General features: G+C 43.2%; 9 protein-coding genes. 6 read left to right on the top strand and 3 right to left on the bottom strand.

Features of this window, described 5'->3' with window-relative positions:
- Positions 1 to 23: 23 nt before the first annotated feature.
- A complete protein-coding gene (locus tag FTU46_RS09475; RefSeq protein WP_180104864.1) occupies positions 24 to 1,298 on the bottom strand; it encodes an MFS transporter in 1,275 nt (424 codons plus the stop codon).
- A gap of 281 nt (positions 1,299 to 1,579) precedes the next feature.
- On the opposite strand from FTU46_RS09475, the gene FTU46_RS09480 reads away from it, so the two are divergent.
- A complete protein-coding gene (locus tag FTU46_RS09480; RefSeq protein WP_180104865.1) occupies positions 1,580 to 3,262 on the top strand; it encodes an AMP-binding protein in 1,683 nt (560 codons plus the stop codon).
- A gap of 61 nt (positions 3,263 to 3,323) precedes the next feature.
- On the opposite strand, the gene FTU46_RS09485 is transcribed toward FTU46_RS09480, so the two are convergent.
- Positions 3,324 to 4,547 carry a CaiB/BaiF CoA-transferase family protein gene (locus FTU46_RS09485; RefSeq protein ID WP_180104866.1) on the bottom strand — a complete coding sequence of 408 codons (1,224 nt, stop codon included), beginning with the start codon at positions 4,545 to 4,547 and terminating at the stop codon, positions 3,324 to 3,326.
- Positions 4,548 to 4,892: 345 nt separating this feature from the next.
- Between FTU46_RS09485 and FTU46_RS09490 the strand changes: the two genes are divergently transcribed.
- A complete protein-coding gene (locus FTU46_RS09490; protein WP_180104867.1) occupies positions 4,893 to 6,182 on the top strand; it encodes an MFS transporter in 1,290 nt (429 codons plus the stop codon).
- 86 nt (positions 6,183 to 6,268) lie between these two features.
- On the opposite strand, the gene FTU46_RS09495 is transcribed toward FTU46_RS09490, so the two are convergent.
- Positions 6,269 to 6,757, bottom strand: a complete 489-nt coding sequence (locus FTU46_RS09495; RefSeq protein WP_034706362.1) for a MarR family winged helix-turn-helix transcriptional regulator — start codon at positions 6,755 to 6,757, stop codon at positions 6,269 to 6,271.
- A gap of 505 nt (positions 6,758 to 7,262) precedes the next feature.
- Between FTU46_RS09495 and FTU46_RS09500 the strand changes: the two genes are divergently transcribed.
- The 4 genes from FTU46_RS09500 to aliA are packed head-to-tail and all read left to right on the top strand — an operon-like array spanning position 7,263 to position 11,761.
- The gene (locus tag FTU46_RS09500) at positions 7,263 to 8,027 is read left to right on the top strand and encodes a glucose 1-dehydrogenase (RefSeq protein ID WP_180104868.1); all 765 of its coding nucleotides are present in this window, start codon (positions 7,263 to 7,265) and stop codon (positions 8,025 to 8,027) included.
- Between the two features lie 59 nt (positions 8,028 to 8,086).
- The gene (gene badI, locus FTU46_RS09505; protein WP_166138718.1) at positions 8,087 to 8,869 is read left to right on the top strand and encodes a 2-ketocyclohexanecarboxyl-CoA hydrolase; all 783 of its coding nucleotides are present in this window, start codon (positions 8,087 to 8,089) and stop codon (positions 8,867 to 8,869) included.
- Positions 8,870 to 8,881: 12 nt separating this feature from the next.
- A complete protein-coding gene (gene aliB / locus FTU46_RS09510; protein ID WP_180104869.1) occupies positions 8,882 to 10,039 on the top strand; it encodes a cyclohexanecarboxyl-CoA dehydrogenase in 1,158 nt (385 codons plus the stop codon).
- 54 nt (positions 10,040 to 10,093) lie between these two features.
- Entirely contained in the window at positions 10,094 to 11,761 is a 1,668-nt protein-coding gene (gene aliA, locus FTU46_RS09515) for a cyclohexanecarboxylate-CoA ligase (protein WP_180104870.1), read from the top strand.
- Positions 11,762 to 11,813: the final 52 nt, after the last annotated feature.

The raw sequence follows: 11,813 nt of genomic DNA on the forward strand, positions 1-11,813 counted from the left end.
TTTTTATCAAAAGATGATGGAGATTAATCTGCTTTTTGCGGATCATATAAGCGGTCACGTATAAACAGTGCAGGAATCAGGCCGCAAATAAAATAGGCACCTGCCATAACTAGTAGTCCCGTTCCAATTGAGCCTCCATGGGCAAAATAACCAATAGTGAGTGGTGCAAATACTGCTCCGATACGGCCTATATTGAATGCACCACCTACAGCTGTACCACGAATCGAAGTAGGGAAGCTTTCAGTCATATACGTGGCATTAATGGCAAATGGCATACCATATAAGAAGCCGAACATGAGCATCAGGTACAAGATATTGGTCGGTGTATTGAAATAAATTACAATCGGAAGAAACAGAGCTGTGCCCATGGTTCCAAAAGCGAATAGGGCACGTCGTCCGAAACGATCTGCCAGAATCCCGGCGACGATCTTGGCAAAAATCATGATCATAAACGTGCCAACCATATAGCCAGTCATGGCCTTAAAGCTGATGCCTAGATCCGATTCGAGATAGGCAGGTAACCAGTTACTTAAACCGGCATAGCCAAATTGCAGGGCACCTGCACTTAAAATCCATAGTAAAAATATCCAGCGGTGATTTTTATCTTTGAGAATGACTTTATAAGGATTCTCTTTTTTCACCTTAACTTTGCTAGCTGCTTCCTGACGTTTTAATTCACGTGAACGTAGCCATGAATCTGGCTCAGGAACAAGGAAATAAAGCAGAAAAGCCAGAACGATCGGGCAAATGGTAATCCAGTACAGCATACGCCAGCCATATTCAGGAATAATCCAGCCCGCCAGTAAAGTTGCACATAATGAACCTAAGGTAAAACCGGTCATAAGTGCCGCCAGAACAGTCGTCCGGTATTTTGTCGGAACATATTCTGACATTAATGTATTACAGGCAATGTACAGGGAACCCAGTCCAATAGCTGCAATACTGCGGATAATTAAAAACTGATGGTAAGATTCTACAAAGCCCAAGGTGCAGGATAAGCTGGAAGCAAGAATCATATAAAATACAATAACTTTCACCCGGCCAAAACGGTCACAGGCCCAACCGCCAATTAATCCGCCAATCACTCCACCGACCAGACTCCAGCTCCCTAAGGCCCCTGCCTGAACGGTGGTTAAATTAAATTCAGCTTTGATACTGGTGAGGCTATAGGCCAAAAAAGCCAGATCAACACCGTCTGCAAGTAAAATAAGAAAACATAGAATAAATGCGGTCATCCATATTTTTTTAGGCTGAACTGTGACCCGTTCAGCTTCTAGCACTGAAGTTTCATACGTCATCATCGACATCCTTTTCTTGTTACGTTGTTGTTTTATAAGAATGAATCCACATTCTTTTGTTGCTTTTACTGATTTATTATTTCGCTATAAGAAATGTCATATTATTAATTGATAAAATATATCCAAATAATTAGCCATAAAATTCGTGATTTTATTTGTAAAAATTTGAAATTAGCCAAATATTGCATTGATTTGGGAGGAAAGATAACGTTATTATTTTTTAATCAAAATAAAGTTTCACGATACAAAATAAATTTAAAATCAAGGATAGGAGTGCTGTAATGACAAGTCAGCCATGGATGGAAGAATATAAAAAATGGAACGTCAATCCGGAATTTACCCGGCCCGATCCTGACAAAACTTTGAGTACGACGATTGCTGAGAATCTGCTTAAGTTTAAGGATAAGACTGCATTCTTTTATCTGGATCGAAAGTTCAGCTATCAGGAGATTGATGTTTATAGCCAGAAACTGGCTACTTACCTACAGAATCTAGGCCTAGCAGCCGGTAGCCGCATCGCGGTGATGTTGCCGAATATTATTCAATATCCGATTGCGACTTTCGCGATTATTCGTGCGGGTTATATTCTGGTTAATGTAAACCCGATGTACACCCAGCGTGAGTTGTATCATCAAGTTCAGGATTCAGGAGCAGAAGCCTTGATTATTCTGGGCTCAACCTTAGAACAGTTAAATAATCTGGATGAATGTTCTGCGCTAAAACATGTGATTTCTACCCATCCGCTCGATTTCATTCAGGATCAGTCAGTTTCAATTTATAGCCAAACAGCGCAATATCCTGATAAACATTTTTCTGACTTTAAGCAGGCCATTGATCAGGTACAGGTGATTGATTTTGTAGCGCCTGTACAGCAGCAGGAAGATACTGTCATTCTGCAATATACCGGTGGGACTACAGGTGTTTCCAAAGGGGCTGAACTCAGTCATCGCAATATCTTATTTAATATTGCCCAGAACAGTACGGTGTTTATCAGCCATTTTGGTGACCGCTATGCCACTGAAGAAGAATATGTGTTTTGTGCCTTGCCGCTGTATCACATTTATGGTTTTACCATCTGCCTGTTCAGTTATGGACTAAGTCGCGGTTTTGCCAATGTCCTGATTCCAAATCCAAGAGATCTGGATGCATTGGTAGATCAATATCATAAGCATCCACCGACGGTGTTTCCGGGCGTGAATACCATGTTTAATGCATTGGCTCATCATCCACGTTTCCGCGAGCTGGATCACTCACGCCTAAAAACCACGACAGGCGGTGGTGCATCTGTTTTAAAAAATACAGCAGAATTATGGTACGAAGTCACAGGCTGTCATATCTATGAAGGCTACGGTCTTTCTGAGACCTCACCAACGGCAACATTTAACCCACCTTTAAGCAAGCGCTTTAGCGGTAGTATTGGCTTGCCATTGGCAGGCACAGAAATTCAGATTCTGGATGATGAAGGAAAACCTGTAGCACTTCATCAGGCTGGAGAAATTGCTATTCGCGGCCCTCAGGTGATGAAAGGTTACTGGAAGCAACCGGAAGCAACAGCACAGGTATTTACCAAAGATGGTTTCTTCCTGACAGGTGATATCGGTTGTATGGACGAGCAGGGTTATATCACCATTCTGGACCGTAAAAAGGACATGATTCTGGTCTCCGGCTTTAATGTCTATCCAAATGAGCTGGAAGGCGTTTTATCCAAACATCCTAAAGTACTGGAATGTGCCGTCATTGGAGTGGATGATGAAAAATCTGGACAAGTTCCGAAAGCTTTTATTGTAAAACAGGATACCAGTCTGACCGAGAATGAAGTCATGACTTATCTGAGACTACAATTGACCAGTTATAAGCTGCCAAAATATATTGAGTTTGTGTCTGGATTGCCAAAGTCTGCAGTCGGTAAAATTCTACGCCGTGAGTTGCCTAAAACCGTGCAGCCGGATGCCAAAGCCTGCTGAGAAATGACATAGTCAAAATAAAAAAGGAATCTTTCGATTCCTTTTTTTGTTGCTGAGCAGTTTAGCGCTGCTGGATGACTTTTTTATTTTTTAATTCTTGCATTTCATCAGGGCTTAAATACTGACTCAAAATGGCATCTGTATCTTCACCCAGACAAGGTGGGGCTTTTTTATATTCTACCGGGGTCTTGGAAAGTTTAATCGGCGAACCAATCGAGGTGTAATCGTCACGTAGAGTATGCGGCATATGAATGACCATTTCACGCGCCAGAACCTGTTCTTCTTCCAAAGCCTGTTTCAGGTTATTGATCATGCCCACTGGGACTTTGACTGCATGAATCAGATCTACCCAGTGTTTTGCCGGTTGAGAGTAGAAATGAGCCTGTAAGAGAGTGGTGAGTTCTTCACGATGTGTAACCCGGCCTGAATTTTTCAAGAAACGCGGATCTTCTGCCACTTTGGTCAAACCCACGGCCTGACACAGCGCTTGAAATTGCAGGTCATTCCCACAAGCAATAATGAATTCACCTTCCTGTGCTTTAAACACCTGATAAGGCACAATATTGGCATGGGCATTTCCGAAGCGGCCAGGGACTTTACCTGAGGTCAGATAATTCATGGCTAGAACAGAGAGGGAAGCGACCTGGGTATCCAGCAGTGCCATATCAATATGCTGACCTTCACCAGTTTTTTCACGGGACAATAAAGCAGCTTGAATCGCAATTGCAGCATATAAGCCAGTGGTCAGATCAGCAAAGGCTAGACCTGCTTTTTGCGGACCACCCCCTGGAAGGTCATCACGTTCACCCGTAACACTCATCATACCGCCCATACCCTGAACAATGAAGTCATAGCCTGGTTCTTGCGCACGCGGGCCATTCTGGCCAAAGCCGGTAATTGAACAGTACACCAGACGCGGATTTATCTGGCTCAGACTTTCATAATCCAGACCATATCTTTTCAACGAACCCGCTTTATAGTTCTCAATCACTACATCACTCTGTTCTGCGAGTTTCTTGATAATGCGTTGACCTTCCGGAGTAGATAAATCTACGGCAACTGAATGTTTACCGCGATTGGCTGAAAGATAGTAAGCCGATTCATGGGTATCTTCCTGCTGATTATTTTTAAGCCAAGGTGGTCCCCAGATGCGTGTGTCATCTCCATGATCAGGCTTTTCAATTTTAATCACTTCCGCACCTAAGTCCGCCAGAATCTGGCTACACCAAGGACCAGCCAAAATCCGGCTTAAATCCAGTACACGAAAGCCTGTTAAAGCACCCATCGTTACGCTCCTTGTTCGATGTTATTTAGATTACATGTCATTTTAATAATCGCTTTAAAGCTATATGAAAATGGAAAAACAATCAACTTTACGATACTTAATTTCGTCTAACAAAATAAAACATCTAAAATGATTGAAAAATCATCCTAACTTCTTTAGCCTGATGACGAGAATAAATACGATTCAAAAATAACAGGAAAGGGAAAAGTCTCGGGAATGAGACTATAAGAACAGGAGTAAGTACTGTGCTTTGAAAACGGATCGCGCTTAAAGCGCATGCATACAGAAGTGTGCATACACAAGATCAGAATGAAAAAACCTAAGGATAGGAATAGAGATTTAAATATGACGGAATTAGTAAGAGAACAACTTTTAGAAAGAGAACTCGCAAAGATAAAACCCACCACCAAGCGAACCCAGCAGATCGCCTTTGTCTTTGCCTTTTTGGCACTCCTGGTCGATGGCGCGGATATGCTACTGCTGTCCTTCAGCTTAAATAGCCTGAAAGCAGAATTTGGTTTAAGTAATTTACAAGCCGGCACCTTGGGTAGTTTTACACTCGCGGGTATGGCGATTGGCGGTTTTATTGGTGGCTGGGCTTGCGACCGTTTAGGCCGGGTACGTACAGTCGTTATTTCAATTCTGATCTTTTCAGTATTAACTGCAGCCTTGGGCTTTACCCAAAACTATGAACAGTTCGCGGTACTACGTTTCCTGTCTGCGTTTGGGATCGGGTCTTTATATATTGCAGCCAGTACCCTGATGGCTGAATATGTACCAACCAAATACCGGACTACAATTTTAGGTACCTTACAGGCAGGTTGGACGGTCGGCTATATCGTAGCTACTGTATTGGCAGGTTGGATTATTCCTGAATATGGCTGGCGTACACTGTTTTTTGTCGCGATTATCCCATCCGTCATGGCGATTTTTATCCAGAAACTGGTTCCTGAACCAGAATCGTGGCAGCGTGCAAGATTACTGCGTTTATATGCACCCGCTGAAGAAACCACCAAACAACCTGTTAAGAAAAGTACCATTAAAGAAATCTTTGCAGATCCTGCGAATCGTAAAATGTTTATTTTATGGATTTTTACGGCTGGGTTCCTGCAGTTTGGCTATTACGGTGTAAATAACTGGATGCCGGCGTATCTAGAATCTGAATTACACATGAACTTTAAATCAATGGCGGGCTATATGATCGGGACTTATGTCGCCATGATTTTTGGTAAAGTTCTGGCCGGTTTTGCTGCAGACCGTTTAGGTCGACGCGCCGTTTTCTCTTTTGGCGCGATTGGTACGGCGATTTTTCTACCCGTAATTGTGCTGTTCAACACCCCCGATAATATTGCCTATCTGCTAATTTTCTTTGGTTTCCTATATGGTATTCCATATGCAATTAACGCAACTTATATGACTGAAAGCTTTGCGACGTCAATCCGCGGTACAGCAGTCGGTGGTGCTTATAATGCAGGGCGTATTGGGGCCATGTTTGCGCCTGCGATTATTGGCGCAGCAGCGAGTGGTGGTTCAATTGGCTTGGGCTTCCTGATTATGGGCGGTGCCTATTTCTTGTGTGGTGCAGTGTCTGGGATCTTTATCAAAGATCGTCAATATGACCCACAAAAAGCATAATGATCATTTTAAACAATGATGTTAAAAATGAGCCTCATAAGGGCTCATTTTTTATCTATTTAATTTAAAAATAAGATTTCTATTTTTTATTGGTCCGACTCTTTTTGCAGATGAATACTTTTCAGACCATCATTTACTTTATTGAGTAAATGAATCAGGGTAATCACATCATCAAAAGCCAGTTTATTTAAGGCTTGTCCATAAAACTCAAAAAAATCATCCTGCAGGCTATCCCAGGTCTGAAAACCTTCCGTGGTAAGCGCAACAATTTTGGCACGTCGATCCTGTTCATTGATAACACGCTCTACCAGTCCATCACGTTCCAGTCGTTTTAAGACGGCATCCAGATTTTGTCGGCTTACACCCAGATATTCGGTCAGATCTGAAAAAGACATACCAGACTTAACTTTAGGACGAGACAGGGCACCGAGCACCGCCCAATGCACGGGAGATATTTTTAGCTCATTTAAGCATTTTCGATCTAGACTGTTTCCCACCTGAAACAGCCGGAAAAACAGCCGGTTATGAGCGGAATATAAGGATTGATCATATTTTTTTGACAAAGTATCACTCACTATATGCAACATCCTCAATACTGAAATAGCCAAACGGTGCAAAGTATAACCTATCGCTTTTTCGCATAAATCAGTTTCTTTTATAATTTGTTTTAAAAATCATAGTTTTTTAGTAGAAATCTGCATCTTTAAATCCTGTACTAAGCGATTAAATCATTTAAAAATATCTTTCTTGATATTCACAGTTTCAGTTTGTTCTCTAGCTGAATATCAAGGCAGTCATCTAGCAAACTAAAGAAATAAAACATCCTTCATGAAACAGAAACAGCTTAGTAATAAGCTGGGACTAGATATGGGTTACTCTAAAGATAAATGTCAATATAGGTCAATACATTGAATAAATAAAATTATTAAGTAATTGTTATTTATATATTTATAAAAATATAAATATTATTTTATGTAAATATATTGACATAAATTCAATCTGTTTCTATTTTAGATAAAACATACCGAATTAGAACAACAGCCGATTAAATTCGACAACGAATAGCGTAGGGATAAAACAATGAAAGGATTAAAAGATAAGGTCGTGATTGTAACAGGCGGTGCTGGCGGAATTGGTTCTGCAACCTGCCGACGTCTGGCTGAAGAAGGTGCAAAAGTTGCCATTTTTGATATGAATCTGGAAGCTGCCGAGAAGCTGGCAAATGAAATTAATCAATACGGTCAGGCGTTAGCAATTCAGTGTGATATTACCCAAAGTGACGTCGTTGAACAGGCAGTCCAAAAAACGGAAGCCGAACTGGGCCCGATCGATGGACTGGTGAATAATGCCGGTTGGGACATTTTCAAACCTTTCATCAAAAGTACGCCTGATGAATGGCAAAAACTCATCCAGATCAATCTGGTTGGTATGCTGAATATGCACTTTGCTGTGCTGAAAGGCATGGTCGAACGTAATTCCGGCAGCATTGTTAATATTGCCTCAGATGCAGCCCGTGTCGGTTCTTCGGGCGAAGCTGTCTATGCCGCCTGTAAGGGAGGTTTGCTATCTTTCTCCAAAACTCTGGCACGCGAACATTCACGCCACAACATCAAAATTAATGTGATTTGCCCAGGCCCAACAGACACCGCTTTACTTGCAGGCGTGACTGAGGGTGCATCGAATCCCGAAAAATTACGTGAAGCCTTTGTTCGTGCCATTCCACTGGGCCGTTTGGGTCAACCGGATGATTTAGCCTCTGCGATTGCCTTTTTCTTGAGCAAAGATGCCAGCTTTATTACCGGACAGGTGCTTAGTGTCTCTGGTGGCCTGACCATGAACGGTTAAAGCATCAAATTAATCGACAATAAATTAGATAGATAAAAACAGTACAGGACGTAATGAATATGAATTTTGAAGATATCTTATATGAAGTAAAAAACGGTGTGGCCTGGATCACAATTAACCGCCCAGAAAAAATGAATGCTTTTCGTGGTACAACCTGTGACGAACTGATTAAGGCCTTAAACAAGGCTGGTTATGACCGTAATATTGGTGCGATTGTATTGGCGGGTGCCGGTGAAAAAGCCTTCTGTACCGGTGGCGACCAGTCTGCACATGATGGCAATTATGACGGTCGTGGCACCATTGGTTTACCGATGGAAGAATTGCATACCGCCATTCGTGATGTCCCAAAACCGGTGATTGCGCGTGTACAAGGTTATGCAATTGGTGGTGGTAATGTACTGGCAACCATTTGTGATCTGACGATCTGCTCAGATAAAGCCATTTTCGGTCAGGTCGGACCAAAGATGGGATCTGTTGATCCTGGTTATGGCACGGCATTTTTAGCGCGCGTCGTGGGTGAGAAGAAAGCCCGTGAAATTTGGTATATGTGCCGTCGTTATTCTGGTCAGGAAGCGGTTGAAATTGGCTTGGCCAATAAATGTGTGCCGGCAGATCAACTTGATGCAGAAGTTCAGGCATGGGGCGAAGAAATCTGTCAGCGTAGTCCGACCGCAATCGCGATTGCCAAACGCAGTTTCAATATGGATACCGCACATCAGGCAGGGATCGCTGGCATGGGCATGTATGCGCTAAAACTTTATTACGATACCGAAGAGTCTCGTGAAGGCGTCAATGCACTGAAAGAAAAACGTCAGCCTGAATTCCGTAAATATGCCAAATAAGGAGACTGATCAATGAAAAAGAATCCTTATATCACCGAAGATCTAGAATTTTTAGCTGAAACGGCAGAAAAGTTTGCCCAGAAATATGTGGCTCCGGGATTTCTGGAGCGCGACCAAAGCCGAGTCTTTGATCGTGATCTGGTGAAAAAAATGGGGGAAATGGGCTTTATAGCCCCCGAACTCCCTGAACAATACGGTGGTCAGGGTATGGGCCGACTGGCAGCAGGGATTATCCATGAAGCCATTGCCAAGGCTGATTTAAGTTTTTCCTATATCAATCTGCTTGCATCGTTAAATGGCCAGATTCTGGCAGAACATGGCCAACCTGAAGTGGTGGAGCCGTGGTTAAAAAAACTGACAGCTGGTGAAGCGATTTTTTCAATTGCGTTGACCGAGCCGCGTGGTGGTTCAGATGCTGCCAACTTACGTTTAAAGATTGAACGTGATGGCGACGAATATGTGATTAACGGCGAAAAGACCTCAATTTCTGCGGCCGATCAGGCAGATGCTTCGGTGGTTTTCGGTCGCACTGGCACTCATGAAGATGGTGCACATGGCGTGACAGCGCTCTTGGTTCCGATGAATTTACCAGGCATCAGCACCACACGATTTGACTGCCATGGTCAGCGTGCGATTGGCCGCGGTTCGATCTTCTTTGACAATGTCCGTGTACCAGTAAATCATCGTCTGGGCAATGAAAATAAAGGTTTCGTTCAGGTTATGCAGGGCTTTGATTTCTCGCGTGCCCTGATTGGTCTGCAAGTTTTGGCGGTTGCACGCGTCAGTCTGGATGAGGCTTGGGAATATGCTGCGCAACGTGAAGCTTTTGGTCAGCCATTGACTGCTTTCCAGGGTGTTTCCCATCCGTTAGCAGAATATGAAACGCAGGTTGAAGCTGCGCGCTTACTTTGTCTGCAAACATTATGGTTGAAAGACAACCATCTGCCACATACCTCTGAAGCAGGCATGTGTAAATGGTGGGGGCCGAAACTGGCCTATGATGTGATTCATCAATGCCTGCTGACTTATGGTCATGCCGGTTATGACCGTGGTGTGATGGAACAACGCATGCGTGATGTACTAGGATTCCAGATTGGCGATGGCACAGCACAGATCATGAAAACAATTATCGCTCGGCATAAGGCAGGACGTAAGGCTGTACCAGCTTAAGGAAAATACGCCCCAGCCTGAATAAGACTATTATAAAAGATAAGGAGTAAGCGAATGGATTTCGATGCGGTTCTGATCCCGACAAGAAAAGAGGCCATGCTCAAACAAGGACACTGGCTCAATCAAACAATTCTCGATTTTTTACGCAGTGCGGTAGAAAAAAATCCGGACAAAACCGCTTTAGTGAGTTTTAAGGTCGAGAATCAAACTGAACAGACTTTCAGCTACCAGCAGATTTGGGACATGACCAACAAAATTGCGCTGGGCTTGAAACAGTTGGGTATTGAGAAAAATGATGTGGTGTCTTGCCAGTTGCCGAACTGGTGGGAATTTACCTTGCTGTATCTGGCTTGTAGCCGTATTGGCGCCGTATTGAATCCACTCATGCCGATATTCCGTGAACGTGAATTGGAATTCATGCTTAAACATGGTGAATCTAAAGTATTTGTTGTGCCTAAAATCTTTCGTAATTTTGGCCATGAACAGTTGGCCAATCAGCTACACAACAAGCTGGACACCCTAAAACACGTAGTTGTAGTGAATGGGGATGGCGAGAATAATTTTGATCGCCTGTTGCTTAATCATAGTCTGGAACAGAATGCTGCAGCCATTGCTGAGCTAGATGGGCTTGAATCTGGCCCAGATGATATTACCCAACTGATCTTTACTTCGGGCACCACAGGTGAACCGAAAGGCGTGATGCATACGGTCAATACCTTATTTTCCAATATTGTGCCTTATGCAGAGCGACTGCATTTAGCTGAAAATGATGTGGTGCTCATGGCATCACCGATGGCGCACCAGACCGGTTTTATGTATGGTCTGATGATGCCAATTCAGCTCAATACCAAAGTGGTATTACAGGATGTTTGGGATGTCTCCAAAGCCGTGGATCTGATTCATCAGCATCAGGTGAATTTCACCATGGCTTCAACACCATTCCTGAATGACCTATCCAATACTGTGGCTGAACAGCATGACAAAGTCGACTCACTGAAAATTTTCCTTTGTGCTGGTGCGCCAATTCCGGGACCATTAGTGCAAAAAGCCCGGGAGATTTTAGGCGTAAAAGTGATTTCAGCCTGGGGAATGACTGAATGTGGCGCGGTCACTACTACCTGTCCAGAAGATGACGATGAACGTTCTTTTAATACTGATGGCATCGCCTTGCCGGGTGTAGACGTCAAAATTGTCGATAAAACAGGGAAGGCCAAGCCGGTGAATGAGTCTGGTCGCTTGATGATTCGCGCTTGTTCTGGATTCGGTGGCTACCTCAAACGTGCTCATTTAAATGATACCGATGCAGATGGCTGGTTTGATACGGGCGATATCGCCTATCAGGATGAAAAAGGTTATATCCGGATTTGTGGCCGTAAAAAGGATGTAATCATTCGTGGCGGTGAAAATATTCCGGTCGCAGAAATTGAATCACTTTTATATAAACATCCCAATGTGGCGGTGGTCGCTTTAGTGGCTTATGCAGATGAACGGCTAGGTGAGCGTGCCTGTGCGATTATCAAGTTGAAAGATCCGGCACAGTCTTTAAGTTTTAATGAGCTGGTGGATTTCCTGAAAACCCATAATCTGGCAGTGCAATATATTCCAGAACGTTTGGAAATCTGGGATGAGATTCCAATGACGCCATCTGGGAAAATCCAGAAATTTAAACTCAGAGAATTACTGGCCCAGCACATTGCATCAACAGCAGCAGTAGCGAATTAGAATCTCAACATAAAACGAATAAACCCTGATGTGACATCACATCAGGGTTTTT

Origin of the sequence: Acinetobacter sp. YH12108, assembly GCF_013419055.1 — a bacterium.
Taxonomy (GTDB): domain Bacteria; phylum Pseudomonadota; class Gammaproteobacteria; order Pseudomonadales; family Moraxellaceae; genus Acinetobacter.